General features: G+C 65.9%; 27 protein-coding genes. 23 read left to right on the top strand and 4 right to left on the bottom strand.

Annotated elements, in window-relative coordinates; all coding sequences use genetic code 11:
- Positions 1-2: 2 nt before the first annotated feature.
- The 4 genes from NY78_RS12400 (at position 3) to tsaB (ending at position 4,760) form a co-directional block, all read left to right on the top strand.
- Positions 3-1,517, top strand: a complete 1,515-nt coding sequence (locus NY78_RS12400) for a hypothetical protein (protein ID WP_043636333.1) — start codon at positions 3-5, stop codon at positions 1,515-1,517.
- Positions 1,514-2,785, top strand: a complete 1,272-nt coding sequence (gene dxr / locus NY78_RS12395) for a 1-deoxy-D-xylulose-5-phosphate reductoisomerase (protein WP_043636330.1) — start codon at positions 1,514-1,516, stop codon at positions 2,783-2,785. The genes NY78_RS12400 and dxr overlap by 4 nt, the downstream gene beginning before the upstream one ends.
- 126 nt (positions 2,786-2,911) lie before the next feature.
- Positions 2,912-3,991, top strand: a complete 1,080-nt coding sequence (rseP, locus tag NY78_RS12390; RefSeq protein WP_043636329.1) for an RIP metalloprotease RseP — start codon at positions 2,912-2,914, stop codon at positions 3,989-3,991.
- Positions 3,984-4,760: a tRNA (adenosine(37)-N6)-threonylcarbamoyltransferase complex dimerization subunit type 1 TsaB gene (tsaB, locus tag NY78_RS12385; RefSeq protein WP_043636326.1), complete on the top strand. Its 777-nt coding sequence runs from the start codon at positions 3,984-3,986 to the stop codon at positions 4,758-4,760. Before rseP ends, tsaB begins: the two co-directional genes overlap by 8 nt.
- A 178-nt stretch (positions 4,761-4,938) precedes the next feature.
- Here tsaB and NY78_RS12380 read toward each other — a convergent pair whose 3' ends face one another.
- Both NY78_RS12380 and NY78_RS12375 read right to left on the bottom strand, forming a co-directional pair.
- Positions 4,939-5,304 (bottom strand): response regulator, encoded by a 366-nt coding sequence (locus tag NY78_RS12380; RefSeq protein WP_043636325.1) that lies wholly within the window; start codon positions 5,302-5,304, stop codon positions 4,939-4,941.
- Positions 5,305-5,333: 29 nt separating this feature from the next.
- Positions 5,334-7,988, bottom strand: coding sequence for a methyl-accepting chemotaxis protein (locus NY78_RS12375; protein ID WP_043636323.1), 2,655 nt, complete (start codon positions 7,986-7,988; stop codon positions 5,334-5,336).
- A 165-nt stretch (positions 7,989-8,153) separates the two neighbouring features.
- On the opposite strand from NY78_RS12375, the gene NY78_RS12370 reads away from it, so the two are divergent.
- Positions 8,154-8,999: a hypothetical protein gene (locus tag NY78_RS12370; protein ID WP_043636321.1), complete on the top strand. Its 846-nt coding sequence runs from the start codon at positions 8,154-8,156 to the stop codon at positions 8,997-8,999.
- Positions 9,000-9,025: 26 nt separating this feature from the next.
- Entirely contained in the window at positions 9,026-9,541 is a 516-nt protein-coding gene (gene tsaA, locus NY78_RS12365) for a tRNA (N6-threonylcarbamoyladenosine(37)-N6)-methyltransferase TrmO (RefSeq protein WP_043636319.1), read from the top strand.
- A gap of 387 nt (positions 9,542-9,928) precedes the next feature.
- Here tsaA and NY78_RS12360 read toward each other — a convergent pair whose 3' ends face one another.
- Positions 9,929-10,123, bottom strand: a complete 195-nt coding sequence (locus NY78_RS12360) for a hypothetical protein (protein WP_043636317.1) — start codon at positions 10,121-10,123, stop codon at positions 9,929-9,931.
- A gap of 23 nt (positions 10,124-10,146) precedes the next feature.
- Positions 10,147-10,563 (bottom strand): hypothetical protein, encoded by a 417-nt coding sequence (locus NY78_RS12355; RefSeq protein WP_043636314.1) that lies wholly within the window; start codon positions 10,561-10,563, stop codon positions 10,147-10,149.
- Between the two features lie 224 nt (positions 10,564-10,787).
- Here NY78_RS12355 and NY78_RS12350 point away from each other — a divergent pair, with 224 nt between their 5' ends.
- The 17 genes from NY78_RS12350 (at position 10,788) to NY78_RS12270 (ending at position 25,513) form a co-directional block, all read left to right on the top strand.
- Positions 10,788-11,075 carry a hypothetical protein gene (locus NY78_RS12350; RefSeq protein ID WP_043636311.1) on the top strand — a complete coding sequence of 96 codons (288 nt, stop codon included), beginning with the start codon at positions 10,788-10,790 and terminating at the stop codon, positions 11,073-11,075.
- Positions 11,075-12,859: a hypothetical protein gene (locus NY78_RS12345; RefSeq protein WP_043636308.1), complete on the top strand. Its 1,785-nt coding sequence runs from the start codon at positions 11,075-11,077 to the stop codon at positions 12,857-12,859. The genes NY78_RS12350 and NY78_RS12345 overlap by 1 nt, the downstream gene beginning before the upstream one ends.
- 125 nt (positions 12,860-12,984) lie before the next feature.
- Positions 12,985-13,350 carry a zinc ribbon domain-containing protein gene (locus tag NY78_RS12340; RefSeq protein WP_043636305.1) on the top strand — a complete coding sequence of 122 codons (366 nt, stop codon included), beginning with the start codon at positions 12,985-12,987 and terminating at the stop codon, positions 13,348-13,350.
- 178 nt (positions 13,351-13,528) lie between these two features.
- On the top strand, positions 13,529-13,792 hold the full coding sequence (locus tag NY78_RS12335; protein WP_043636301.1) for a hypothetical protein: 264 nt from the start codon (positions 13,529-13,531) through the stop codon (positions 13,790-13,792).
- A 91-nt stretch (positions 13,793-13,883) separates the two neighbouring features.
- Positions 13,884-14,429: a hypothetical protein gene (locus NY78_RS12330; protein ID WP_043636298.1), complete on the top strand. Its 546-nt coding sequence runs from the start codon at positions 13,884-13,886 to the stop codon at positions 14,427-14,429.
- Between the two features lie 18 nt (positions 14,430-14,447).
- Positions 14,448-15,419, top strand: coding sequence for a phage major capsid protein (locus tag NY78_RS12325; protein WP_043636295.1), 972 nt, complete (start codon positions 14,448-14,450; stop codon positions 15,417-15,419).
- 31 nt (positions 15,420-15,450) lie between these two features.
- Positions 15,451-16,170: a hypothetical protein gene (locus tag NY78_RS12320; protein WP_043636292.1), complete on the top strand. Its 720-nt coding sequence runs from the start codon at positions 15,451-15,453 to the stop codon at positions 16,168-16,170.
- A gap of 30 nt (positions 16,171-16,200) precedes the next feature.
- Positions 16,201-16,923 (top strand): phage adaptor protein, encoded by a 723-nt coding sequence (locus NY78_RS12315; protein ID WP_043636289.1) that lies wholly within the window; start codon positions 16,201-16,203, stop codon positions 16,921-16,923.
- Positions 16,920-17,831 carry a hypothetical protein gene (locus tag NY78_RS12310; protein ID WP_043636287.1) on the top strand — a complete coding sequence of 304 codons (912 nt, stop codon included), beginning with the start codon at positions 16,920-16,922 and terminating at the stop codon, positions 17,829-17,831. The genes NY78_RS12315 and NY78_RS12310 overlap by 4 nt, the downstream gene beginning before the upstream one ends.
- A gap of 38 nt (positions 17,832-17,869) precedes the next feature.
- On the top strand, positions 17,870-18,328 hold the full coding sequence (locus NY78_RS12305; protein ID WP_043636285.1) for a hypothetical protein: 459 nt from the start codon (positions 17,870-17,872) through the stop codon (positions 18,326-18,328).
- A 304-nt stretch (positions 18,329-18,632) separates the two neighbouring features.
- A complete protein-coding gene (locus NY78_RS12300; RefSeq protein ID WP_043636283.1) occupies positions 18,633-19,214 on the top strand; it encodes a hypothetical protein in 582 nt (193 codons plus the stop codon).
- A gap of 9 nt (positions 19,215-19,223) precedes the next feature.
- On the top strand, positions 19,224-19,892 hold the full coding sequence (locus NY78_RS12295) for a discoidin domain-containing protein (protein WP_043636280.1): 669 nt from the start codon (positions 19,224-19,226) through the stop codon (positions 19,890-19,892).
- Positions 19,893-19,923: 31 nt separating this feature from the next.
- A complete protein-coding gene (locus NY78_RS12290) occupies positions 19,924-20,109 on the top strand; it encodes a hypothetical protein (protein WP_043636277.1) in 186 nt (61 codons plus the stop codon).
- Entirely contained in the window at positions 20,096-21,724 is a 1,629-nt protein-coding gene (locus NY78_RS12285) for a transglutaminase domain-containing protein (RefSeq protein ID WP_043636274.1), read from the top strand. The genes NY78_RS12290 and NY78_RS12285 overlap by 14 nt, the downstream gene beginning before the upstream one ends.
- Positions 21,721-22,179: a hypothetical protein gene (locus tag NY78_RS12280; RefSeq protein ID WP_043636271.1), complete on the top strand. Its 459-nt coding sequence runs from the start codon at positions 21,721-21,723 to the stop codon at positions 22,177-22,179. Before NY78_RS12285 ends, NY78_RS12280 begins: the two co-directional genes overlap by 4 nt.
- Complete coding sequence (locus tag NY78_RS12275) at positions 22,179-23,597, top strand: hypothetical protein (protein WP_043636268.1); 1,419 nt, start codon at positions 22,179-22,181, stop codon at positions 23,595-23,597. The genes NY78_RS12280 and NY78_RS12275 overlap by 1 nt, the downstream gene beginning before the upstream one ends.
- A complete protein-coding gene (locus NY78_RS12270; protein ID WP_043636265.1) occupies positions 23,594-25,513 on the top strand; it encodes a hypothetical protein in 1,920 nt (639 codons plus the stop codon). Before NY78_RS12275 ends, NY78_RS12270 begins: the two co-directional genes overlap by 4 nt.
- Positions 25,514-25,689 lie beyond the last annotated feature (176 nt).

Raw genomic sequence — 25,689 nt, 5'->3', positions numbered from 1 at the left:
CCATGGACGACGCATCCCCGCTTGACCGGGACGGCCGCTTTGCCGCCTGCCTGGAACGCCTGGAGGAACTCAAGGCCGCAAAGGCCCGCCGGGAAGTGCTGGAGGAGCGGGTTTTTCTGGAATTTCTGCGAGCCAATCGCGGCCGCATCAATGAGTTTCCCCTGCTTGAAACCGAACAGCAAAGTCTCATGGACATGCTGCTGCGCCGGGCCGAGGGCCTGCATCCCGGGCACGTCTTTATCAAAGAGCATTTTTCGGCCTATCTCCTGGAACTCAACCACTACGGCAAGGCCAAGGCCGTGGGCGACGCCGCTGCCCAGGAAAAACTGGCCAAACGCCTGGAGCGCCAGGAAACCATCCTGGCCAAGTGCCTGCAAGGCGCGGTCTATGCCTCAAGCCTCGTCAAAGACAATTTCAGCGACGCCGTCATCCGCCATTTCGGCGAAAGTTCCCTGGGGAAGATCGAAGAAATCACCTCCACCATGGTCTTTGACGAACTCTACTGGCGCGCCTACATCGACCGCTTTATCAAAGAAGAGGTGCGCGGGGCCTACGACGATATTCTGACCGAGCGACGCTATCGGCTGTTGCGCGAAGGCCAGCTCCTCATGGTGGCCTATCCCTTCGACGCCGTGCTTTCCAAGCTCAAAGGCACCACCAAGGCCATCTCCAAAACCCGCGTCCAGACCGCTTTTGAAGACGCCGTCGACTCCGAAGACGGCCGCGCCAATGCCGAAGCCGCCTTGAGCCTGTGCCAGCGGTCCGATCTGGGCGACAGCGACAAGCGTCTGGAACGCGACGAACTCCAGTTCGCCAGCCGGGTGGCGGCCATGGACACCACGACCGCCGACTACCGGACCGCCCTGCTGGATGAAACCGTCGATGCCGAGGATGCCCGCGAACGTTTCGGCGAGCTGGTGGTAGCCCTTTGCCTGGGGGCCATGGTGTCGCTTCGGGTGGTGCGTGAAGATTTTTCCCGGGCTTTGCGCGAGTTCTCGGCCAAGGAAGTCGTCTGGCTCGTCCAGGCCGCCGGCTACTTCGAGGCCAAGCGATTGGGCAACGTCTTGGAACACATCATGGAACTCGATTTCGCCCATCTGTTGCGCGAAAAGGGCGAAGCCGACGCCGCCCGCATCCAGATCAAATCCGCCCGGACCCGCCGGGCCGCCAAGGCCGAAGTGGACGCGCTGGCCGAGGCCGGCTTGAACAAGATCCGGCGCAAGCAGTTCTTCGACGACGACCCCGAGCAGCCCGAGATGCTCCTGTGGAAGGCGAAAAATCCTGCCGAACTTGAGGAAAAGCTTCGGCTGCTGCAAATCGAGCCGGAACTGACCCGGTCCCTGGCCGGTTTGTGGGAATACGCCAACTACAAAGTGGATATCTACCTGTGCATCAATCTGGCGGCGCTCGGCAAGGTCAGCACCAACCTTTCCGCCCGCGTCACCGAAATTCTCGGCCGGTACGGCATCGCCCCTCCCGGGGCCGCTGATCCGGCAAAGGCGCGACGCGACGCATGACCCCGATTCCAGTCGATCATCCGATCGCCCCGACCAGCGCTTCCGGCGCTGACGGGGCCGGCTATATTTCCGCTTTGACCGTCGCCGATACCGGCCGCCGTCGTCGACTGGCCCTGCTTGGAGCCACCGGGTCCATCGGGGTGAGCACGCTTAAGGTCGCGGCCGAGCATCCCGACGCCTACGAGGTTTTCGCCCTGGCCGGCGCGACCAATGTCCGGCTTCTGGCCGAACAGGCCAGCGCCTTTCGCCCGGCCGTCCTGGCCGTCCTCACCGAGGAGCGGGCCAAGGCCCTGGCCGCACTGCTCCCGGCCGGCTACTCCCCCGACATCCTGGTCGGACCGCCGGGCTACGCCGCCATGGCCGCCATGCCCGAAGTCGATCTGGTCGTCTCGGCCATCGTGGGCGCGGCCGGACTGACGCCGACCCTGGCCGCCGTGGCCGCCGGCAAGGTCGTGGCCCTGGCCAACAAGGAATCCCTGGTCCTGGCCGGCGATCTCATCCGCACCGCCGCTGCCGGCTCCGGAGCCGTGATTTTACCGGTCGATTCTGAACACAATGCCCTTTTCCAGGCCTTGGGCGGCGCAGGACTGCCCGATCTGCCCCTGGTCGAACGGCTGGTGTTGACCGCTTCGGGCGGGCCGTTTCGCTGTGCCGACCGGGAGTGCCTGGAAGCCGTGACCCCGGCCATGGCGCTTAATCACCCCAACTGGTCCATGGGGCCTAAAATCAGCGTGGATTCGGCCACCCTCATGAACAAGGGCCTGGAAGTCATCGAGGCCTGCCGCCTCTACGGCCTGCCCGTGGCCCAGGTGGACGTGGTGGTCCATCCCCAGAGCATCGTCCATTCCCTGGCCCAGCTCCACGACGGATCGCTTTTGGCCCATCTTGGCCCCCCGGACATGCGCGTGGCCATTGCCTACTGCCTGGGCTATCCCCGGCGGCGGTCCCTGTCCGTGCCCCGGGTGGATCTGGTGGCCCTGGCTTCGCTCACCTTCGAAGCCCCCCGCGAAGACGATTTCCCCTGCCTGGGCCTGGCCCGGCAGGCCCTGGCCGGCGGTCCCAGCCACACCGTGGCCCTCAATGCCGCCAACGAGGTGGCCGTGGATCTTTTCCTCAAAGGCCGCCTGCGCTTCATGGACATCCCGGCGGCCATCGCCGAGGCCTTAAGCGCCCATGCCGGCCAGCCCCTGGCCGATGCCGCCGCCGTCATGGACCTCGATGTCCAGGTGCGCCGGGAGGTCACGGACTGGGCCAGGACGCGGCAATAAGTTGCTTTTGCGCCATCCCGGCTTATTATTACCATTCGGCGGGCTGGTGGTCGGATTTCCCCACCACCCGGCCGCCGCTCAAACACCACGCCCGGACGATCCGTCCCCAGGCGTTTGCGAGTGCCCATGATCGAAAGTATCCTTGCCGTGGCTCTGGTCCTTGGGGGCCTCATCTTTTTCCACGAACTGGGACATTTCATCGCCGCCCGGGCCTTCGGCATGGGCGTGACCACTTTTTCCCTGGGGTTCGGGCCGAAAATCTTTGGCTTTACCCGGGGCAAGACACGCTACATCCTCTCCGCCATCCCCCTTGGCGGCTATGTCCAACTCGTGGCCCAGGACCCGGACGACACCGCTCCAGATGATTTCCCGCCGGAAACCCACTTCCGCCTGCGCCCGGCCTGGCAGCGCATGATTGTTGTGGCCGCCGGACCGCTGTTCAACTTCTTCCTGGCCTGGTTGCTCTTCTGGGGACTGCTCGCCGCCGAGGGCCGCTTTGAAGTGCTGCCCGTGGTCGGACAGGTGCAAAAGGACAGCCCCGCCGCCGCGGCCGGTCTGGTTGCCGGCGATACCGTCATCAATATCAACGGCGTCCCCGTGCCCAACTGGGATACCCTGGCCACCGCCATCCGGGGCAGCGACGGCAAGCCCGTCACCCTCACCGTCAACCGCGACGGCAAAGACGCCACCTTCACCCTGACCCCGACGCTGCGCACCGTCAAAAACCTCTTTGGCGAAGAAGAAAGCGTCCCCCTGGTCGGCATCGTAGCCTCGGGCAAGACCCGGGCCGTGCCCCTTGGTGCTGGTTCCGCCGCCACGGAAGCCGTCAAACAGACCTGGAATGTCGTTGTCGTCACCTATACCGGCCTTTTAAAGCTCATTGAGCGAGTCGTGCCGCTCGACAGCATCGGCGGTCCCATCATGATCGCCCAGATGGTCAGCAAACAGGCCGGCGAGGGCCTTGGCAACGTCGTGGCCCTGGCTGCGCTCATCAGCGTCAACCTCGGCGTGCTCAATCTCCTGCCCATTCCGGTCCTCGACGGCGGACATCTGCTGTTTTACGCCCTCGAAATCATCATGCGAAAGCCCGTCAGCCCACGGATGCGCCAGCTCACCACCAAACTCGGGCTGGCCTTCCTGATCGGCCTCATGCTCCTGGCCACGGTCAACGACATCCGGCGCAATCTGAGTCTCATCAATGGCTGATGGCGTTTCCCAGCCCGGAAGCGGGCCGCTCCTTGTCATTAACGGGGTGACGCCGCAACTGGCCGTCACCCTCGGCCGGCCCGGCCAAGCCTTCTGGCATCGCCGGGCCGTGACCTCGGGCAGCAGCGCCGAAATACTCATCCCGATCATCGGCGAAATGCTGGCCGAAGCCGGCGTCGCCCCGGCCAGCCTCGGCGGCATCGCCTGTGTGCGCGGCCCCGGCAGCTTCACCGGCATCCGCGTTGCCCTGGCCACCACCCTTGGCCTGTCGCTTGGCAGCGGCGTGCCCATGGCCGGCCTGGACTACCTGCCGCTTCTGGCCGCCACTGCCGCCGGACAGGGCACCGGCGTCCTCGTGGCCATCACCTACGCCCGCACCGGATTCGTCTACCTGCAAACCTTCCTGACCGACGGTCCGCCCATGCCCATGGGACCGCCCGTGGCCCTGCCCGTGGCCGCTGCCGCCGAACGCCTGGCCGATGCCGCCGCCGTTGGGCCGCTGTGGCTGGTCGGCGAAGGCGCTGCCCGCTCCCGGGACGTTTTCCTCAATACCGCCCCCCTGGCCACCATCCTCGGCCCCGAATACCATGAACCCGCCCCGCAGATCGTCCTGGCTGCCGCCGCCCGGGCCAGCTATGGCTTTACGGCCATCGAGCCGCTCTACCTGCGGCCCTGCGATGCCGAAGACAACCTTGCCGCCTTCGCCGCCGCCCGCGGCCTCAGTCCCGAAGAAGCCCAGGCCCGGGTCCTGCAGTCAATGCAGGGCTAGGGAGCGCGAGAGGGGAGAGCGGAGACGAAAAGAGGCCTCCGGCGGCCGGGGGGATGATCCCCCCGGACCCCTGCAAAGGGAGAAGTGGGGAGTGCGTGCGATTGGTTGGTGCGAGCGTGAGTAGAAGCGGGGTGGCCTGTGGCCACCCCGCTTCTACTCACGCTCGCGTCTTCTTTGTTTATCCGAAGATCTGTTTGAGTGTCTCCAGGACGGCGGCAGCGGCCAGGGGTTTGGGCAGGGTATATTTGGCTCCGTAGCTTTTGGCCCAGCCCAGGGTTTCGGTGTCGGTGAAGGTGCTGCCGGCGCTGATGGCGATGATGGGCAGGGTGGGGCTTATTTCGAGCAGTTCCTTGATGGTGGCGAGGCCTTCCTTGCCGGGCATGAAAATATCGACGAAGGCGGCCTGGGCGGGCTGTTCGCGGAAGACGGCCAGGGCGGCGTCGCCATCGGCGGCTTCGGTCACCCGATGGCCGGCTTTTTCCAGAATGCTCCGCAACATGGTGCGGGTGATGGCGGCGTCGTCGACGATGAGTATCCGGGCCACGAGTGATTCTCCTTGGGCTGGTGATGGGTCTATGCGGGCAGGCGGGCCGGCTTGGCGTCAGGCTCGTCCTGGGCTGCGGTCTGCATGCTTTCGATCAATTCCCCGAGTTCCTGGGCCTCTTCGTTGAGGCCGCGCACGGCTTCGATCGAGGCGTCCATGCCTGCGCGGATGTCTTCGGCGATGCGGCTGACTTCTTCGGTGGCCCGGCTGATTTCGGTGGCCGTGGACGATTGCTGTTCCGCGGCAGTGGCAATGGCTCGGACCTGATCGGCGGTGTTTTCGACCATGCCGACGATGGCCGCCAACGCTTCACCGGCCTTTCCGGCCAGTTCAGTGCTGCGGGAAACGGCTTCGGCGGCCCGGATGGTTTCCTGGTTGCCGCGCCGGGCGGCCTGTTGCACGGCAGTGATGGCCTGGCCGACTTCGCGGGTGGCGGTCATGGTTTTCTCGGCGAGCTTTCGCACCTCGTCGGCCACCACGGCAAATCCCCGGCCGGCATCGCCGGCCCGGGCGGCTTCGATGGCGGCGTTTAAGGCCAGCAGGTTGGTCTGATCGGCGATATCGGAGATAACCCCCAGGACCTGCCCGATATTTTCAGCGGTGTTGCCGAGTTCGGCCATGTCTTGTCGCAGGGTTTCGGCCATTTTCTTGACGTCTTCGATGGCGGCCACCACCTGGCGCACCATGTCCGAGCCTTGGCGGGCCCGGGTCTGGGCTTCATTGGCGCTGCCTGCGGCCAATCCGGCGTTCTGGGCCACTTCGAGGACCGTGGCGTTCATTTCCTCCATGGCTGTGGCGGTCTCCATGGTGCGTTGGCGCTGGTAGGAGACGCCTTCGTTGGTGCTTTCGATGCGTTGGGCCAGATCCCGGGCGTTTCCCGTGACCTTGGCGGAGATCCCTTCGGCGGTATTGGCGGCGGCGGCGATGAGCCGGTTTTGTTCAGCCAGGGCTTCCTGCTGCAGTTTGACCTTGGTCAGGGTGGCGAGCATGGCGAACACGCCGAGCATGCGGCCGGCATCGTCGATAATGGGGGCGGCGTCGATCTTGATGAAGAACCGCTCACCCCAGGCGTAGGCGCCGTCGTATTCCACGTTGGTCATGATCTCATGGCGGGACATGACCTCGCCAAGGACCTTGGGCACGACGGCATGGTGGGCGAACACCTCGTGCATGTCGCGGCCGACGTAGGCCTCGGGTTCTTTTTTCTCGCCCAGGAAGTGGGCCAGCCAGCGGTTGACCAGGGTGATCTTGCCCGAGGGATCGGCGACCACGCAGGGCAGGGTGACGGAGTTTAAAATGCCTTTGGCGAATTCCAGCTCGGTTTTGAGGTGGTCCACCATGGCGTGGATGGAGGCGGACAGGCTGGCCATTTCAGCCGATAGGTCGGCTTCGACGGTGGCGTTCAAATCGCCGCCGGCCACCTTGTCGGCATAGGTCACGATGGCCGAGACCGGGCGGTTGAGCAGGCGTCGCACCATAACGAGGCACAGGACGGCCATGCCCACGAGAAAGACGGCCGAGAAGATGACGAGTTTGATAATGATGGCCCGGATGGCGTTGTTGAGTTTCCCGGCTTCGGCAGCCACGTTGCGGTCGATGCCGTCGATGTAGTCGCCCATGCCGATGATCCAGTTCCAGGGCTTGAACAATTTGACGTAGCTGAGTTTGGCGAAGGATTCCGTGGTCTCGCCGCCGCCGGGCAGGGGTTTGGGCCAGGTGTAGCTGACAAAGCCTTCGCCGGAGGCGGCCACGGCGTCGGCCATGGCCGTGGCGATGTTGGTCTTGCCGGCCGGGTAGGGGACTTCTGGCGCACCCAGCCCCGGCATCATGCCGGTGGCCCGTTCGAACAGCGGCGTGTCGAAAACCTTGCCGTCGAAATCCGGCCGGATGGGGTGCATGAGGAAGCGCGGGATGGGACGGATATTTTCGTAGATGAAGAAGTAATTGCCGTCGAGCAGGCGCATCTTGGACAGTTGCGTTTTGGCTTCGGCCTGCAGCCGGGCTGTTTCGTCGTCAATCCAGGCTCCGGAACCGAAAATCCAGCCCAGTTCCGGCAGCAGCCGCACGTAGGACACTTTGGGTTTGGGATCATTTTTCGTGCCGGGCTTGTCCCACATATAGGCCACCATGCCCTGGCCTTTGTCTTTGGCCACCTTGAGCATGTCCATGAAAAGGGGCGTCCCCTTGGGATCGCGGTAGCCGGACAGGTCCTTGCCTTCCATGGCCGGCTGGCTGGGGTGCATGACCATGCGCGGGGTCATGTCGTTGATCCAGATGTAATTATTGTCGTCGAACCGGGCGTTGCGCACCAATTCCTTGATGTGTGCCTCGATTTCTTCCCGGGGCATGGTATTTTTGTTGGCGTCATAGAAGGCCTTGGCCTGCCCGAGAACCGCGTCCACCACGCCTTTGAGATGATCGTGGGCGCGTTGTTTCAGTGCGGCCTCATCCTGGGAGACCGCGTAGAAGTAGTTGACGACGCCGTAGGCCTGGTTGACGGCCTCGCGCTGGCGGTCCCTGGCTTCGGTCGTCAGTCTGGTGCGCAGCAGCTGACCGTTTTGCTCCCGATACTGGCCCAACTCGTAGCTGAAGTAGAGCATGGTGAAGCTCGACAGGGCGGTCAGCATGGCGATGAACGCTATGGCAATCTTGAAGCTGATGGACCAGTCGCGCATTTTTTTCATGGGGCCTCTCCGGGACAGGGGGATAAAGTGCGTCAGCGAGGAACAGAAGCGGCTGACAAGGCTATGTAGTTCTATGAACGAACAGGCGTCTTCTGGCAAGCAAGCCGGCGTCTCCGGGCTTTTCTTTCGGGCAACCATGGTGCATAAGCCTGCTTAGGATATATTATGAGTACATTTTACGAACTCGCCACCGACCTTTTCGATCCGCTCCACTCCTTCTGGGAGCACCCCAAAACCCGGCGTGTCGTGGCCGTCAGCCAGGTCGTTGCCTTTCTGATCGGCCTGCTCGGCATTGAACTCAACATCCGTGGCCTGCTGCCGCCGATGCTGTCCCGGGTGACGCCCGTCTCCCACTTCTACGCCATCAATCTGGCCTTTACCCTGGTGCTCATCCAGGAGGTGGTGGACCTCATTTTCGTGTTGCCCTGTTCCGTGACCAAATCACTGGGCAAACAGTTCGAGGTGTTGTGCCTGATCCTTCTGCGCGACGCCTTCAAGGAACTGGTGCATCTGCACGAGCCGATTGTCCTGGTCGAGGCCGTGGATGTCCTGTTGCCCATGCTGGCCGATGGGGCCGGGGCATTGGTGGTGTTTTTGGGGCTTGGCCTCTATTACCGGCGCTACCGCAAGCGCGCCCAGGGCCGCAAGGGTCCCTGGCTCTACCCGTTTGTGGCCACCAAGAAGTTCCTGGCCTTCTGCCTGCTGATTTTCTTTCTTTCCTACGGCTTGTGGATCGGCTGGGAGAGCGTCGTTTCCGGCAATATCCATGCCTTCTTTTCCGTCTTTTATACGGTCCTTATCTTCAGCGACATCTTCATCGTGCTGCTTTCCCACACCTACCAGCCGGCCTTTCATTCGGTGTTCCGTAATTCCGGATTCGCTCTGGCCACGCTGCTGATCCGGTTCGCCCTGGCCGCACCGGCCTATTATGCCCCGGTTATCGGTGTTGCGGCCATGGCCTTTGCCTACGGCGTCTCCCGGGCCAGCGAGGCGTTTGAGGCCGACGACTGAGGCCGTGTCCCGCCAAGGAGAAGTTCATGTCCGAGACCATTGCCATGCGTCCCATCGGGATTATTCACTCCCCGTTTACGACCCTGGAAGGCATGCCCATTCAGCCCGGCGGGGCCAGGGAGGTCCTGGGACAGGTGGTGCTGGACGCTGATCTGGCCCCGGCCCTGGCCGATGTGGACGGCTTTTCCCACGTCTACCTCCTCTACTGCTTTCACCAGTCGACCGGTTTCAAGACCACGGTGACCCCCTATCTCGACGACACGCCGCGCGGGCTTTTCGCCACCCGCGCCCCTAAACGCCCCAATCCCATCGGCCTGTCGGTGGTGGAAGTGGTGTCCGTGGCTGGCAATGTCCTGACCGTGCGCGGCATCGATGTCCTGGACGGTACGCCACTGCTCGACATCAAGCCCTACGCCCCGGCCTTCGACGCCCCGGCCGGGCCGGTACGCAGCGGCTGGTTGGACGGACGCAAGGACGCCGTGGCCGCCACCCGCTCTGATGCCCGGTTCGTGACGGCGAACGAGGGCGCGGGCCGGGAGTAGGGCAGAGGCAGGGGCAGAAGAGGCCTCCGGCGGCCAAAGGGACTGAGTCCCTTTGGAATCCCCTCCTGGGGAAAGTTTGATTTGACGGTGGACGTTGCGGAGCCGGAGAGCGGCAGTTGCGCAAGAAAAGACGCGAAAGGGCTGGGACCGCAGCAGCCGGCGTTTGCCCTTGACGGGAACCACCGTTGCTCCGGCGGCCGGGGTGATCCCCCCGGACCTCGCAACGGGAGAGATTTTTCGAGGGGTTTTGGGCGCGGGCTGCCAATCCGGTCGGTTGCAAAAGGAGCGTTCCAAACCAGTGGGTTGCTCGTTTTGGGACCTTGCGATTCCAATAAAAACGGCGCATCCTTCCGGATGCGGCCGTTTTTATTGTGCGTCCGAAAAACCTCAGGTCGCAACGTCGGTGAGCCGGCCGGTGCGGATCTCGGCCAGGGCCGGATCAGCCTTGGGCACGTCGGCCTCCTGCGTCTGCAGCGCCGAGGGCGAGGTGATGGAGAAGGCTTGGCGGCTGGCCGGCTCCAGGCCGCTTGCAAACGCGATGGAATGGTATCCGTCGGAAAATCCCAGCATGAAGTCGCCCATGATCCTCCTCCTTGTGCGCCGCGTTACTTGGCCACGTCGGCCTTGAGCTGCTTGGCCATGTCCGAAATCTTGGCCATGGCGGCTTTGTGGGCCTCGGCATCCAGTCCGGCCGTCAAGGCCTCGGCCGTGGCAGCCATTTCCGCCAGACGATCAGCCACCATCTGTTTGCGCATTTTGGCCGGCAGTCCTTCGAACGCCGCAACCTTGGCGTCCAGGGCCGCAACCTTGGCCGGCATGTCGGCCACAGACTGAACCACCACGCTCATTTTGGCGTCCAGGGCCACGTACACGCCGAGCGCCAGGATAATGGCCAAAAGACCGATGACAAGGCCGGCCCGGGCCGAATTCGCGGTTTCCCGCTCCGCGACAATGGGGTTGTTGACCTTGCTCTCGACGTCGTCTCCGTACATAGCCCGGACTTTCTTTTCCATGCCAAGCATAGGGTGTCTCCTCCGAGGCAAAATTAGAATTCAAATACCATTAACCCAAAGCGATTTCCGGCTCAATGGAAATCAGGCCCCCCGGGGCCTTCTGGGAAGATTTCCTCCAGATCGGCCGGAAATTGCCGCGTCGGGACAAAAACTGGCTGGTTTGAGGCCGCTATTCGTGGACTTATGGGTCTTGAGGGCGGCGGGAACAACCGCCGCGAAAGGAGATGCCGAACATGATCCTGCGCTGCCGACTCTGCCATGCCGACATTGCCGCCTTTGACCCCGCCCGCCTGTCTTTGCCGCTTGCCAGCGCCGGGTTCGGACCGCTTGCGCCGGGGTTTGCGCCGCCCTTTGTTCCTGACGCCGCCTGGGAGGAGGTGCGCTGTCCCCACTGCCGGCATCATCCCCAGGGTTACGATCCGGCCGGACAGGGGAGTCTTGCCACCGATGCCGGCGAGTTTTTACTGCCCCGGCCCGTGGCTGCCCAGGCCAAACGCACGTCTGCCAAACGGGGGAACTGATGTCCGACGCCGTCAACCAGCTTTTGCCCAGCGCTGAAACGCCCGATCTCGTCGGCCGCCGCGTCTTCGAATTGCTCGAAACCGTGGTGCGCGACAAGGTCCGCCAGGGCTTGCCCGACGCCTGGACCCGCAACTACCGTCTGGGCCAGGGCCGCACCTGGCAGGGACCGGCCCAACCCGGCGTGCCGCAGCTCGGGGCCAACCTGCTGCATCTGCACCGGCAGCGCACCGTCAATATGCTCACGGACAACCAGCCGACGTTTAACGTCAGTCGGGTCGGCCCGGCCGGCGACGAACAGGTGTTTTCCGTCCTGGAACGGGCCGCCGCCTGGTGGTGGAGCGAGCAGGAGCAGCAGGCGGTCTACGAGCGGTCGGTCATAAACGGCGAAACCTACGGCGTGGCCGTGGAGAAAGTCGTTTTCGATCCGGACCTGGAATACGGCCTGGGCGAGGTGCGAACGATTGCCGTCGATCCCTTTGCTTTCGGCGTCTATCCGGCCAACTGCTTGGACATTCAGGAAGCCGAAGCCGTGCTCCATTTCACCCCCATGAGCCTGCGCCAGGTCGCACGGCGTTGGCCCGAAGCAGCCGGGAAGCTTACAAGCGACGCCGATATGTTGGCCGACCTTGGCGACGGGCGGCGGGAAATCATGCTCGGCGACGGGCGTCGCCAGGGCCTTTTCGCCCGCTTTGGCGAACTGGTGCGGACCTTGGCCGGGGTCGGCGGCGGGGATGGATTTGGCCAGGACACGACCCTTGTGTGCGAGTGCTGGGTGCGCGACTACACCATGACCGAAACCGGGCCGCTCTATCCGGGGTTCATCCGCTGCGTCACCGTGGCCGGTCCCGGCAGCCTGGTCCTGTCTGATCGGCCCAACCCCTCGATCAACCCGGCCCTGACCCCGGAACAGGCCATGGCCTGCTACCTTTACGACCGCTATCCCTTTGCCCTGGTCAATTCCCTGACCGACCCGGCCAGCCTGTGGGGGGCGTCCGACTTCGAGCAGTTGGCCGAACTCCAGCTTGAAATCAACAAGTGCCTGTCCCAACTCACCTATCATAAGGATCGCTGTGCAAGGCCCAAGATCATCAATCCCCGGGATTCCGGCGTGGCCAACGCGGCCTTTACCAACCGCCAGGGCATCGTCAACCCGACGTCGATGGCTGCCGCCCAAGGCATTCGCTATCTGGAATTTGCCAACAACACCAAGGACATTGAAAGCGTGCTTGGCATCTACCGGGAACTGTTCAGCCAGATCGCCGGCATCGGCGAACTGGAGCGCGCCGCCGCTCCGGACCATCCGGTCGTGGCCTACCAGGCCATTGCCGCGCTGATTGAACAGGCCGCAACCCTCCTTCGCGGCAAAATACGAAACTATTCCCGGCTGGTGCGCGAACGCGGCCGGATGTTTTTAAGCCACATGCAGAACTGGTACACCGAGGAACGCTGGATCAGCTTTGCCGAGCACGGCTCCGTGATCGTGGAACCGATCTACGGACACAACTGCCGGGTCCCGGCGCGACTCACCGTCGTTTCCGGCTCCACCATGCCCGTCTCCCGGGTGCAGCAGCGCGAGGAAGCCCTGGCCCTGTACGAAATGGGGGCCATTGACCGCCAGGATTTGCTGGAAAAGCTCGACTGGAACAGCCGTGCCGCCGTGCTGGCGCGCCTGGAGCCGGAGGCCAATCGAGGGGGCGCTGCCCCCTCGAACTCCCCTGCCGGGGGGGATAATCCCCCCCGGACCCCCTTGGCGGGGCGCGGGGGAAGCATGGGAGGGGCCTAAGCCGGCTGCAACCGGCAAATGCAGTTGGTCGCGCCCGTCCGGAAGGCCCGTGGGCCGGCCGGTCAGGGGCAGCCTGACGCCATGCGGGGCACGGGTATCGAAACGCCAAGCACCAAGGGGATGCGATGCCGCTCTATGATTTCACCTGCCGCGTCTGCGGCCGGACGTTTGAGGCCATGGCCGCCATGGACGCCGGGGAGGGAACGTGCCTGTGCGGCGGCTCGGCCAAACGGCTCCTTTCTGTCGGCCGGGGCTATCGGGCCGATGCCGACTGGCTGGAATCGGTCGCTGTCGTGGCTGAGAAGGATTCGGACAAACCCCATGTCCAGGCCTTTCTGGCCGATCCCAGCCGGGCCAACTACCGCCGCTGGATGCACGGCGAAGGCCTCCGGCCTCTGGAAGACGGCGAAGGCCGGCGCGGGGTGACGACGTCGCCGGCCGTTGGCCGCGAAGTCCTGGAACGCTTCAAGACCCGGCGTGGCAGCGTGTAGCGCTGAGATATATTTAGATAAAGAGTGCCTCCGGCGGCCAAAGGGGTGACCCCTTTGGAATCCCTTATGGAAGACAATGGGGTGCAGGGGCAGTCTGTGGCGTCTGCCGCATCGCATTATAAACTTTTCCCTTTGCAGGGGTCCGGGGGGATCATCCCCGGCCGCCGGAGGCCCTCTTATGCGCTTTCACGGAGCTGCCGACGCCTACGGCTGGTATCGCCGCCGCCGCAGTGAACTGGCCCGGGGCGGAGCTTTGCCCAAGCCGTTTTACCACGCCCGGCCGGCAGCTGATGCCGCCATTGCCTTGGCCGACTTGGAACGGATGCTCATGCGCCTTGGCCGGACCGGCCAAAAGGCGCTGACCGATCGCAACGCCGACTATCCCGCCACGGCAGCGCGCTTTGAAACCCTGCTGCGGGAGGGGAGCTATCTCATGCCCTAGCCGGCCCGCAACCAGTGTCCGTGACAAGGCCCGGCGCGCAAAGGCGTGCCGGGCCTTGTCGCGTCAACCTACATCCCAAAAAGGGGAGGCCATGGAATCAGAAGCCACAGGCAAGCCCGGAACCGCTGCGGTCGCGGACCCCGGCATCGCCGGCCTGGAGTCGGTTTTTGCCGACCTGGAAAAGCGTCTGGACGATCTGGTCGAGGCCCGTCTCGACGCGGTTGCGGCCAGACGCCAGGAGGCCGAGCGGATGGCGCTGGCCGAGCAGTTTGCCGAGCGTCATCCCGATTTCCGGGAACTGGCGGCCAGCGGCGCTTTGGACGCCCAGAAGCGCGACAATCCACTGCTTGACGATGTCGGCGCGTACTACGCCCATCATCTGTCCGCCCAACAGCAGGTCGCTGCCGAGGAATTGGCCAAGGCTCGGGCCGAAGCCGAGACCGAGGCCGAGGCCCGCACCATCGAACGGGTGCGCTCCAAACGCCTGGCCGCTGCCCTTGGCGCATCGCCGTCGGCAACCGCCCAGGCCCGCACGGCCGGCGCGGATGCGGACCTGGCTGCACCGGAACAATTCGGCGGCATAAACGCCGTCCTGGCCGCCCGCATGGCCGCCCGTCGCCGCAACGCCGGCCTGTAACCCGAAGGAGGATACCCTATGTCGCTTTCCCTGACCGAAATCGAGTCCATCACCAGCGATTATTTCGCCGCAGCCGGCGGCCGGGCCGTGGACATCTATTTCCGCAACTCCTTTCTCCTGGATCTCCTCATGAACCGGCAGGCCGGCCTGTTCGAGCGGCCGGGCGGGGGCGAGAAGATTCGCGTGCCCCTGTCCTATTCCGACGCCGAAGGCGGCTTTTTTACCCGGGCCGACACGCTCTCCAGCGACGACCGGGCGACCATCAACGCCGCAGCCTTCAACTGGAAGCACGCCTACGGCAACGCCACGGTCTACCTGACCGACGAGGTGGCTGCGGCTGGCGACTATGCCGTGGTCCAGTTCGTCACCCAGAAGATCGAGACGGCCCAGCGCACTTGCTCGAGCTGGCTGGCCTCCACCCTCTATTCCGCGGCCGGCGACGAGGCCCCGACCCTGACCGGCCTGCGCGCCCTGACCAGCTCCGACGCGGACAAGCCCTACGGCGGCATTGCCGAAAACGATCTGGTGGCTTCCGACGGAGCCAAGCCCTGGCGGGGCGTGACCATTGACGCCCCCGAGACCATGAGCCTGGACGTGCTGCAGGCCCTGCGCAGCGCCGCCAAGGTCTCCGATGGCCGCGACGGCAAGCCCAACGTGGCTGTGACCACCGAGTCGCTCTACAACAAAGTCTCGCGCATCCTGCAAGTGCAGCAGCGTTTTGTCACCGACGACGGCGTGGCCCAGGCCGGTTTTGCCCATCTTGTCTACGAAGGCATGGTCCTGGCCGCTGACGACTACTGCCCGGCTGGCCACGTCTTTGCCGTCAACACCAACCATCTGGGCTTCGCCATCCACCAGAACGGCTTTTTCGCCCGCCAGCCCTGGGTCGATCTGGCCGGGCCGGCCGGCCGGTCCATGAAGATCCTGTGGCACGGCAACCTGATCTGTTCCAACAGAAAGGCCCATGCCTGCCACGCCAACCTGTCCTAGCCCGCTGTAACGACAACACTCGGAGGAAAAAATGGCCCAACCCATGAAGCTCTCCTTTACCCAGGATGTGGGCGAAACCTCGCCGGCCAAGCGCGAAGCCATCGGCGCCCTGCGCATCACCGCCGACGGACGCAAGTTTCGCTACGCCAAGGCCGCTTCCGCCAGCATCGCCGCCGGCTCCCTGACCCTGGCCCCGCTGGCCGAGGCCCAGCACGTCAACCGCCCGGCCACCCCGGCCTCGGTTGGCGACCGCGTGGTCCAGGTGACCGTCGGCATCAGTCCCGTGGCCGAAAATGCCTACGAGGACGGCTACCTGCAGGTGGCCGGCAGCGACGGTCAGGGCCGGCAGTATCGCATCCTGTCCAATACCGCCTGCCCGGCTGGCGGCACGGTCGTTTGCACCCTGGCCGAGCCGGTGCGGGCGGCGCTCACCACCGATTCCCGGGTGTCGCTTATTCCCTCGCCCTGGTGCGGCGTGGCCGCTTCGGCCACCGAGGAGAACCTGCCGGCCGGCGTGGCCACGTGTAACGTGCCGGCCGGGCATTACTTCTTTGCCCAGACCGGGGGCGTGGGCTGCTGTCTGGCCGCCGGCACGGCCGGGGTCGGCAGCATGCTCGTGCCCGGGGCCGCGCCTGGGAGTCTGGCTGCCATGAACGCCACCCTCGACGTGGACCAGCCTGTGGCCGGCGTGGCCTTTGCCGCCGCCTTTGCCGACGGCCGGCATCAGCCCTGCCTGCTGACCATCGATTAGCCCCAACCGGCAAACCTCACGGAGACACCCATGGCTTTGGCCGCAATCTCCTTGCCCCGGGCGGATGCCGAGGGGCTTCGCCGCGCATTGCCCGACACCCTGGCCAGTCTCGTAGCCGAAGTGGCCGGCATTGTCGGTGATCCGGGCGTGTCCGAGGAAGACATCGTCCGGGCGCTCGGGCGCGGCCTGTACGCAGCCGCCGGGGCTGCACGTCTGCCTGAGCTGGCGACCCGGGCCAGGATCAGCCTGGAACCGGGACAGGCCGACGCGGCTTTGCCGGCGGATTTGATGCACGGACCTGATGCTGCTGTCCTCCTCCCCGCCTGCGGCCGGGTCCGGTTGGCCCCGGATCTGGCCGCCCTGAGGCGGCTTGCGCCGGGCCAGACCCCGGGTCGGGTGCGCTTTGGCGCAGCGGCCGGCGGTCGGCTGCATGTCCGGCCCGTGCCCCGGGAGGGCGTTGGCATCGAGATCGACTATTACCGGCTGCCCCAGCCCCTGGTCGGGGCGGGCGACAAACCCGATGGCCTGCCGCTGCATCTGGCCGGACCCTTGCTGGTTGCCTTTGCCTGTCGGGAGCTTTTCGAGCGCCTGGAGGAAGGGGCTGATGGCAGCAAAGTCCAGACCCTGGCCTATGGGCGACGCTACGAGGCCTGGCTGGCCGAACTGGTCGCCTTGCACGGGCCGCAGCAGACCGAACCCGTGGACGTGCCGACTGGGCGCGATCCCTACGGCTTTGGGGAGGACTGGCCGTGAGCCGGCCGCTTCGCCTGACCACCTGTCTGGGGCTCGGCGCGTCGGCTGCGCCGCAAGGCTTGGTCTGCGACCCGGACACCGGCCGGTACGAACTGGCCGAGGCCGTCAATGTGGATGTGGTGGCCGGACGTCTCATGCGCCGGCCGGGCTTTGAGCGTCAAAGCGGGCATGGCTTTTCGGGTCTTTTCTCCGATGGAGCCAACCTCTACGGCGTGTGCTGCGACGGGCTGTATCTGATCCCGGGCCAGGGCGAGCCGGCGCTTTTGCGCCCCGGCCTGACTCCGGGCGCGTCCATGGCCTTTGTAACGGTTGGGAGTGACGTCTACTTCGCCAACGGCTTTGAAACCGGCCGCATCCGACAGGGTGTGGCCGAGGCCTGGGCCGGACAGCGCTATCCCGGCCCGGACCGCATAGGGCGCTTTGGGCCGCCTCCGGTCGGACACGCCCTGGCTTATCATGCCGGGCGGATCTGGATTGCGGTCGGAAACTGCGTCCACTTCACCGAAGGGGCCGGGCTTTATGACTGGGTGGACGGCCTGGGCGGCTTTCTGCCGCCCTTTGTCGGACGCATCCGGATGCTGGCCCCGGTCGGCGGCGGGCTTTTCGTCGGCGACGACGCCGGCGTGGTCCATGTGGCCGGAACCGATCCGAAAAAGATGACCTTTGCCCGGGTGGATCAGGCTGCGCCCATAGTGGGCAGTCTGGCCCTGCTATCCGCCGGCCGCCACGAGAGCGTAGCCGGGAGCAGTCTTGACGGCGACGGCGCTGTCTGGGCCGCGCCCGACGGCATCCACCTGGGGCTGTCGGGCGGACGGGTCCGGCGTATTGCGGCTGCCGCCATCCCGGCCCCAGGCCGGGTTGCTGCCGCGGCCACCCGTGGCCGCTACCTGTTGTTTGCAAGTCACTAACGCCTTACGGCGACAACCTTTTGCCCAAGGAGACCACCATGGCTCTGCGTCTTTCCACCGGCCTTCGCAACATGCTGCTTGGCACTTCGAGCTTCAAGACCATCATGCAAAACGGCGTCATCCGCATCTTCCCGGGGGTGCAGCCGGCCAGCGCCGACGACGGCGAAGGAGCCAGTCCGCTGCTGGAAATCACCGTCTCTTCCGGGGCGTTTACCCCGGGAACGCCGACCAATGGCCTTAACTTCGCCGCCCCTTCGGCCGGAGCCTGCGCCAAGGCCTCGGGCGAGGTCTGGTCCGGAGCGGCCACCACCTCGGGCACGGCCGGCTGGTTCCGGTTCTACGCCAACGACCGCACCGCCGGAGCCGATACCAGCCACGCCCGCTTCGACGGCTCGGTGTCCACCTCCGGGGCGCAGCTCAATATGTCCAGCACGGCCATCACCGCCGGGGCCACCACCACCATCGACAGCTTCGTGGTCACCATGCCGGCGAGTTAATGGGGAGAGGGAGAGGCAGGAAGAGAAAGAGTGCTTCCGGGGTCCGGGGGGATGATCCCCCCGGACCCCGGCAATGGGAGAAGTTTGTCAAGGGGCGCTTGGCGCTGGTGGATAATCCGGTCGGTTCTGGGCCGGGACAGTCGGCGTTTGAGCCTGACGGGAACCGCTGTTGCAACGGGCCTGATTCCTTTTGGAATCCTAGCGGTGACGGCCAGACAGCGCCTACGACGACAGGGGGCCGGGAATTGGTTCCGGCCCCGAGAGGAAGTGCGCAGACCGGGCCATGGGTCCGGAAGGAAAGGCCATGTCCGAAACCTATCCGCAATCGTTGCCCTGCCGCTTCGCCGGGTTTCCGGCCCGCATCGCGGTGGTGTGCGGCCGGGCCTTTTCCGAGGCCCGCAGCACGCCCTATTCCTTCGGCAGCCGGGTCACCCTGGCCCAGACCCCGAAAAGCGGCCAGACCTTTGGTGAACTGGCCGTGGGCCTGTCGCTGCCGACCACGGAAATCATCTACGCCGACACCGGCCGCGATGATGTCTTTGACCTCAAAATTTCCCACTACGGCTACGGCCGGTTCTATCTGGCCGATGCCGAAGCGGCGTTTTTCACCCTAGCCGTGGTCAAGGGGATACGGGTGGAGGCCTCCGGCGTCTGCCGGGCCTTTGAAACCCTGGACCTCTGGAACACCCTGATTCCGGTTGCCAAAGACCTGTCCGCGCCGCCGGTTGCGCCCGAGGCCGTGTGGCTCCAGGACGCCGCGGACGGCGCGGCCGCCGAGGACTACAACCGTGTGCGGGTCGCCTGGTTCGCCGGCTCCGTGCCGCCGGGCGGGCGCATTGTGTCTGGTCGCCTGCAACTTGGCGGCGACCTCTCCCTTCAAGCCTAGGACGGTCCCATGACAAGCTCCGTGGTCTATTACCAGACCGGCCAGGACGTGGCCGCCGTGGTCCCCGATCCGGCGCAGACTGCTTTTTACCGCGACCTGCTTCTGGTGCACCGCTTTCAGGATGCGTTTGGCCATGTGGCGGACAAGGCCGACGTCCTGGTCCTGGCCGAGGGGGAGGTCTTTTACTCCACAAGCGGCGTTCCTGGTCCCGAAGAGGTCCATGATTTCTCTGTGGGTTCCAGCGACGGGCGAAACGGCTGCTGGTCGCCGCATCCGGGAAACGCCGCCCCGGAATACGTGGGCGTGCGTTTTGTCGATCCGGTGCGGGTGACCGGCTTTCAGTTCGCCTCGGGACAGTCCGACGGCAGCTCCTGTCCCTTCGGCTACGGCCCCTGCGGCTATCCCACGGATTTCCTGCTTCAGGCCTCAAACGACGACAGCGAGTGGACCACGCTGTTTTCCGCTGCCGCCTTTAACGGGATGCGTGTGGCCACGCAAAGCCCTTTTTACGACGAAGGATCGTGGTGGTGGGAGGACGGCGTGTTTCTCTCGGATCGCCTGGATATCCCAAACGACCATTTCTACCGCAGTTACCGGCTGGTGGTGACGGGTTTTACACCCGACAAAAACGGCAACTACAACGTCAGTGAACTCATCTTCTACGGCGTGTCGGCCTGATTGCGCCGGGAAACAACAACGAGGGCCTGCCATGGAATATGTCGCTCTTCCGGTCCCACCCCTGGTGACCCGGTCGATGGCCGCTGCCGACGACGGGTTTTTCGTGTCCGCGACGGCGACCCGGCCGGCCCGCCATATCCCTGCGCCGTTTGCCGGTCTGCGCTGGCGGTTTGTGTCGGACCCGGCCCAGGCAGGGAGGCCCCATGTCCAGCCTTGACGATTATCTGTTGTTTATGACCCCGGTTCCGGACGAAACCGTTGCCGCTGCCGGATTGGCGGCCCTGGCCGTCGGGGCGGCCGGCTCCGGAACCTGCGGCGTCACGACTCAGGCGGCCGGCTTGCCGCTGCCTGTGCCGGAACTGGCTGCTGTCGGTTCCTGGCCGCCGCTTGGCGTCTGTTCGCTGCCGCTGCCCCTGGTTTTGGCCGCGGAGGGGGGCTGGCATCCGGCCTGGGCCGGGGTGTCGCTGTCTGGCCTCCAGAGCCTGGGCACGGGATCGACGCCGGTGCTGGCCGAGGCCGTGCTGTCGCCGCTGTTTGTCCTGGCCGGGACCGGGGCTGCCGGCGTGGTCGGCCTGCCCCTGGCTGTCAGTGCCCTGTCCGATCTGGGTCGCACGGCCCAGGCTTTGCTCGGGCTGCCATCCGTTACCACCCGGGCCTATGTCTGTTCCCTGGACAGCCCGGCCGGGGGCACGGCCACGTCTTCGACCTCGGTGGTGGCGCTTCTTTGTCAGGGCGATCCTGATCTGGCCGAGGCCGTGGCCGGGCTTGCCGGCGATGAACCCGACGCGGTTGCTGCCGCCCTGCTGGCCCTGGTGGCCGGGCGCATCGACTATGCTGCCGATGGAAACGAAGACGTCTGGCGCTGCGCCGCCGCTACCCTGGCCAGCGGGGCCGGCGACTGCGAGGACGGGGCTGTGCTTCTCCACGGCTTGCTGCTGGCTGCCGGGTTGCCGGTCGACCGCATTGCCACGGCCTTTGGTCGGGTGGGGGTGGACCGGTCCGGCCATGCCTGGGTGGCCTGGAGACGGGTTGAGGACGGGCAGTGGGTGGCCCTGGACTGGACGCTTGGGGCCTTGCAAGGCGCGGTGGCCGGCTTGCCGGTCCTGGGTGATCCCGGGCCGTATGTCTGGGTCGATTACGCCCTGACCGCCGGGGCCTTTTTCACGGTGCGGCAGGAGACCGGGGTGTTTTTTGTCCGGGGATCGGGCGGGCAGGTCAGGTTGCCGGTGTTAGCCTGCACGGCTTCGGGGAGCTTTGGGGCGGTTGGTGAGGCGGCCCTCCCGGCCGGGGCCGGGGCGCTGGGGCTTGGCGGGGCCAGGGGGGAATGCCTCTTTGCCCGGCCGGAAGCGTCGGCTGCCGGCCGGTTCGGCTGGGGCGAGGCGGTATTGGCGACCCTCGGTACGGCTGGTCTGGCCGGCGGCGCGACCGGGGCCTGCTTGCCGCTGGCGGCGGCCGCGGCCTTGGGCGGCGGCGGCGGGACGGGCCTTGTCCGGTTGCTGCGTCCGGCTGGCCTGGGCGCCGCCGGCACGGCGGCCCGCAGTGCTGGGGGCTGTCGGTTGGCCCGGCCTGGCTGTGCCGGCCAGGGCTTGGCCGGCGGTTTGGGTGCAACTGGCTGCGCCTGGCCGCTTTGGCGTCTCTACGCTCACGGACTGCCCGGCGAGTTGGGGCAGGGCACTGTCAGCACGCCGATACCCTTGCTTGCTGGACTGGGATTGCCAAACAGCCGGGGCAGCGGGGCGGCCGGATTTGATCGCTGGCATCTGGCCGGCCTTGGCCGCACAGCCGGTGAGGCATCGCTTGGTCGATGCGGCAACGGGGAGGAATGGGCATGACGGCGTACGGATATTCCCTGGAGTTGGAGAGCGGGGCGCTGACCGCCATGGCCGGGTTGCCGGTTGTTGCCGCCTGCCTGCACGGCGGGCGGGTAATGGTGAGCGATGGGGCGTCCCTTGGCCGCATCGGCGGCGATACGGACGACGGTGCGCCTATTGCCGCGCGCCTGGCCCTGCCCCCGGTTGCTGCCGGCCTCCCGGCCCGGCTGTTGGGGGTGGCGGTCGAGGGCGTGGTTGCCGGCCGGTTGGCTATTGAGGCCCGAAGCGACGCCGGCAGCGAACTTGACGGCGAGGTCGGGCCGGGCAGCGCAAACGGCTTCCCCGGTCGCACCGTGGCGCGGCTTCCTCGGGGGCTTGGCCGGACCTGGGAAGTACGTCTGGCTGGCGAGGACGGTGCGGTGTTGGACATCGCCGCCATCGAATTGACCCTGCTGCCCCTGGACCGGAGGGTGTGATGGAAACGGATTTTCGGCCCGCGCCACGGGTGCGGCTGGTGGGCGATGCCGGCCTGCTCGCGCCGCTTCGCCGTGACGCCCTGCGGGAGCTTGCCGTCATGCACCGGGAAAACGTCTCGGATCTGCCTGTCTACGACCGCCATGTGGCGCTGGAAACCGGGGAGCGCATCCTGTGCCGCCGGCTGGGGGATCAGGATTATATCGAGATTCTTGGCGCGCGCAGCAGCGAGAGGGAGGCTGGTGGGAGTGCCCTGCCTGCCCGCCGACCCGGGCGGCAAGGCGAGTTCTACGTCATCCCGGACTGTCTGGCCCGCTACGATGGCCTGGACAGCCTGCAAAACGTCGTGCCGGACGGCGATCTGGCTGGTTGGAGCCTGGGCCTTGGTTCGGCCGTGACCATTGTCCCGGCGGCCGAGGCCGGGCTGCCTGCCTACGCCGGACTGCCCCAGGCCGGTATCGCCCGGGACATCGGCGTGTTTCGGTTGCCGGGCGGGGCGGCCTCGGGCCTGCTCTATGGCCGGGGGCACATTCCTGACGACGCGCCTTTTTCCGTGAGCTGTCTGGTGCGCCTGAATGCTCCTTTGGAGTACGACTATACCTTTGACGCCAGGGGCGTTTTGAATCCGATTCGCGCCTACCTGCTGCGAAGTGCGGATGGAGCGGCCTTTGTCCACGACTGTCCCGGGGACCTGTCGCCGCTGATCGGGTTTTGCTCGCCCCATCTCCACCCGGACTGGGAAGAGGACCTGACCTACCCCTGGTCGCCTTGGAATAATGATTACGCCGCCAACACCGACCGGCTCACCGGGGCCAGACGGGCGTTGGCGGTCTGCGACGGCGCGCCGGTCCTGGCCGGGGAGGGCTACCGCGACGCCGCCGGCAAGGCCTACCCGTATCCCGACGGCTTCGAGATGGGCCTGCAGGCGGCCGGCCTGTTCCTAAGCGGCGGCAACCGGCTGCTGGCTGCCCGGCTGTCCCATTTCGAGAGCCAGTTCGGCCTGGTCCCGGCCGTGTCTGACCCGCTGGAACTCGGGCTGTGGCACCATGCGGTCATGACTCACGAGGCCGACGGCACGGTGCAGTTGTTCGTCACCCGGGCAGACGAGGCCCAGGGCGCGGCCTACACCGGGGCCATGCCCCTGTGCGCCCTGGATGCGGCCTGTACCTACCAAGCCAGCGGGGTCAATGCCTGGACGCTTCGAAATGAGAAGGATGGCGAGGCCATAAGCGCCTACCGCCTGAATCCGGCCATGGACGTGGCCCTGCCGCGCTTTTTCCACTACGCCCTGTCGCCCGGCCAGGCCTGGCTGTTGTCCCTGGAGGCGCTGGCCGGGATTTTTGTGGCCGATGACCACGAGGTGGCCCAGGCCGCAGCCCAGGGGCTTGTCCCCATCACCATTGCCAAGGAGGCCTCATGAGCGATTCCAGCGGCGCGGCCGGCATTGTCCGCAACAAGTTCGATACGGCCCAGAATTATGCCAATGATGCCTGGGTTTCGGCCATCAGTTTTCTGGGCCGGCTAAGCGGCGTGGCCCGGCTGACCTATCCCGACGTGGATCTGCCCGATCTGCCGGCCGCGCCGCAGTATCCGGGCGTGGCCTCCCCGCCGCAGCTTGGGGCCGTGTCCCTGGAGGCTGTGGCTGCCCCGGCGGTGCCGGATCTGCCCGGCCTGGCTCTCGAAGGGCTGGAGATGCCCCGGTTTACCCTCGTGCCGCCGGACATCATTCTGCCGGAGACGCCGGACATGATCCTGCCCGAGGCCCCGGGAGCGGTTCCCAATCTGCCCGAGATCGAACTGCCGCCGGACCCGGCCATCGTGCTGCCTGATCCGCCGGTCTTTGCCGAGTTGCGTATCCCGGACCTGCCCGCCGCCGTCACCCCGGTCTTTGAGGGCGAACGGCCGCCCATGCCGGCCCTGGTCGCCCCGGGCAATCTGTTCATGCTGCCGCCGGAAGCGGCCTATGATTCGTCCCTGCGCGCCGCCCTGGCCGAGCGTCTGGAGGCCGAGGTCCGAAACGGCGGGGCCGGCTTTGGCCCGGAACTGGAAGACGGCCTGTGGCAGCGGGCCAGACGGCGCATGGAAGACGAACTGGCGGAAAAGCTCGCCGGCATTGCCGACGAGTTTGCCGCCCGGGGCGCATCAGGCCTGTCCGGTCCCATGGCCGTCATGTTCCGGGCGGCGGCCAAGGACGCGGCCGAAACCCTGGCCGGGCACAACCTGGATCTCCTGGCCCGGCAGGCCGAGCTGGCCAGCCAAAATGGCCGGGGAGCGGTGGAGCAGGCCCTGGCCCTTGAAGCCCAGGGCATCGAGCTTTTCAACCAGTCCGCTGCCCGGGCCTTCGAAGGAGCCAAGGCCCTGGCCCAGTTTGGCTATGAGGCGCTTTCGGCCGAAGTGGCTGTGCACAATGCCCAATTGGCCCGCTATCAGGCCGATGCCGCCGTGTTTGAAGCGCGCATCCGGGCCTCCCTGGCCGAATTGGAAGGAGCCAAGGTGCGCATCGAAGGGGCGCGGCTGGCTGGCGAGGCCCAGAAGCGGGCGGCCGACCTGTATCTGGCCGAGCTGTCCGGGGTGACGGCCCTTATTGGCCTCTACAAGGCCCGCATGGAAGGCGCGGCGGCCAAATCGGCCCTGGGCCGGGATCGGCTGGCTGCTTACGAATCGCAAGTGGCCGGCTATGTAGCGGCGGTCAACGCCAATACCGCCCGGTTTAATGCCCACGCCGCCGCCCTGGCCGGCCAGGAGGCCAAGGCGCGTCTGTATGCCGAACAGGTGCGGGCCTTTGGGGCCGAGGTGGACGCGGCCAAGGTCGCGGCCGAGACGCGCCTGGCCGTGGCCTCAAAAAATAATGACGTGCGCCTTGACGCCTACAAAGCCGACGTCACCCGGTTTGAGGCCGAGTTGCGTCAGGCCCAGGCCCGGGCGGACATTCTGCTCAAGGACAAGGAACTGGCCCTTGGCGTCTATGACGCCGGGCTCAAGGCCGGTCAGGCCGAGGCCGAACTGCGCTCCCGGGACCACGGCGCCCAGGTGGACGCCTTTTTGAAATCGGCGGAAGTGTCAATAAAACAGGCGGATATGCTGCTGCAAAACTCGCTTGGCGAGCTGCGCCTGGAATCGGAAAAAATCCGGTCCGGGGCGCAGGTTTCGGCCCAGATGGCGGCCAGCGCGCTCAATTCGGTGAACGCCTCGGCCCAGATCGGCTACAGCGAATCCATTGGCGAACGCACCTCGACCTCGACCACCGAATCCACCCAGCGCTCGGTAAGCGAGACCACGTCGAAATCCAACGGCTCCCGCGAGAGCTTTAACCACAACTACAATTACCGGGTCTAGGGCGGCGTCTGCAGGGAGCAGAGAAGTCGAAAGCGTGCCTCCGGCGGCCAAAGGGGTGACCCCTTTGGAATCCCACATGGAGGAGGTTTGCTTTGAGCGGGCGCGTTGCCCGTCGGTTAGCGGCAGTGGCGCGGGAAAAGGCGAGCAGAGGCCAGGGCCGTGACTGTTGGCGTTTG

This window comes from Desulfovibrio sp. TomC, assembly GCF_000801335.2.
In the GTDB taxonomy this organism is placed as follows: Bacteria; Desulfobacterota; Desulfovibrionia; order Desulfovibrionales; family Desulfovibrionaceae; genus Solidesulfovibrio.
This window is presented reverse-complemented; position numbering and strand designations above follow the sequence as displayed.

Bases quoted from the DNA above. Each gene is read 5' to 3' on its own strand.
- NY78_RS12285 (WP_043636274.1), top strand. From the start codon at position 20,096: ATGTCCAGCCTTGACGATTATCTGTTGTTTATGACCCCGGTTCCGGAC.
- NY78_RS12315 (WP_043636289.1), top strand. From the start codon at position 16,201: ATGGCTTTGGCCGCAATCTCCTTGCCCCGGGCGGATGCCGAGGGGCTT.
- tsaA (WP_043636319.1), top strand. From the start codon at position 9,026: ATGTCCGAGACCATTGCCATGCGTCCCATCGGGATTATTCACTCCCCG.
- tsaB (WP_043636326.1), top strand. From the start codon at position 3,984: ATGGCTGATGGCGTTTCCCAGCCCGGAAGCGGGCCGCTCCTTGTCATT.
- NY78_RS12305 (WP_043636285.1), top strand. From the start codon at position 17,870: ATGGCTCTGCGTCTTTCCACCGGCCTTCGCAACATGCTGCTTGGCACT.
- NY78_RS12320 (WP_043636292.1), top strand. From the start codon at position 15,451: ATGGCCCAACCCATGAAGCTCTCCTTTACCCAGGATGTGGGCGAAACC.
- NY78_RS12300 (WP_043636283.1), top strand. From the start codon at position 18,633: ATGTCCGAAACCTATCCGCAATCGTTGCCCTGCCGCTTCGCCGGGTTT.
- NY78_RS12375 (WP_043636323.1), bottom strand. From the start codon at position 7,988: ATGAAAAAAATGCGCGACTGGTCCATCAGCTTCAAGATTGCCATAGCG.
- NY78_RS12270 (WP_043636265.1), top strand. From the start codon at position 23,594: ATGAGCGATTCCAGCGGCGCGGCCGGCATTGTCCGCAACAAGTTCGAT.
- NY78_RS12345 (WP_043636308.1), top strand. From the start codon at position 11,075: ATGTCCGACGCCGTCAACCAGCTTTTGCCCAGCGCTGAAACGCCCGAT.
- NY78_RS12335 (WP_043636301.1), top strand. From the start codon at position 13,529: ATGCGCTTTCACGGAGCTGCCGACGCCTACGGCTGGTATCGCCGCCGC.
- NY78_RS12280 (WP_043636271.1), top strand. From the start codon at position 21,721: ATGACGGCGTACGGATATTCCCTGGAGTTGGAGAGCGGGGCGCTGACC.
- NY78_RS12275 (WP_043636268.1), top strand. From the start codon at position 22,179: ATGGAAACGGATTTTCGGCCCGCGCCACGGGTGCGGCTGGTGGGCGAT.
- NY78_RS12400 (WP_043636333.1), top strand. From the start codon at position 3: ATGGACGACGCATCCCCGCTTGACCGGGACGGCCGCTTTGCCGCCTGC.
- NY78_RS12355 (WP_043636314.1), bottom strand. From the start codon at position 10,563: ATGCTTGGCATGGAAAAGAAAGTCCGGGCTATGTACGGAGACGACGTC.
- rseP (WP_043636329.1), top strand. From the start codon at position 2,912: ATGATCGAAAGTATCCTTGCCGTGGCTCTGGTCCTTGGGGGCCTCATC.
- dxr (WP_043636330.1), top strand. From the start codon at position 1,514: ATGACCCCGATTCCAGTCGATCATCCGATCGCCCCGACCAGCGCTTCC.
- NY78_RS12290 (WP_043636277.1), top strand. From the start codon at position 19,924: ATGGAATATGTCGCTCTTCCGGTCCCACCCCTGGTGACCCGGTCGATG.
- NY78_RS12330 (WP_043636298.1), top strand. From the start codon at position 13,884: ATGGAATCAGAAGCCACAGGCAAGCCCGGAACCGCTGCGGTCGCGGAC.
- NY78_RS12340 (WP_043636305.1), top strand. From the start codon at position 12,985: ATGCCGCTCTATGATTTCACCTGCCGCGTCTGCGGCCGGACGTTTGAG.
- NY78_RS12325 (WP_043636295.1), top strand. From the start codon at position 14,448: ATGTCGCTTTCCCTGACCGAAATCGAGTCCATCACCAGCGATTATTTC.
- NY78_RS12295 (WP_043636280.1), top strand. From the start codon at position 19,224: ATGACAAGCTCCGTGGTCTATTACCAGACCGGCCAGGACGTGGCCGCC.
- NY78_RS12360 (WP_043636317.1), bottom strand. From the start codon at position 10,123: ATGGGCGACTTCATGCTGGGATTTTCCGACGGATACCATTCCATCGCG.
- NY78_RS12350 (WP_043636311.1), top strand. From the start codon at position 10,788: ATGATCCTGCGCTGCCGACTCTGCCATGCCGACATTGCCGCCTTTGAC.
- NY78_RS12370 (WP_043636321.1), top strand. From the start codon at position 8,154: ATGAGTACATTTTACGAACTCGCCACCGACCTTTTCGATCCGCTCCAC.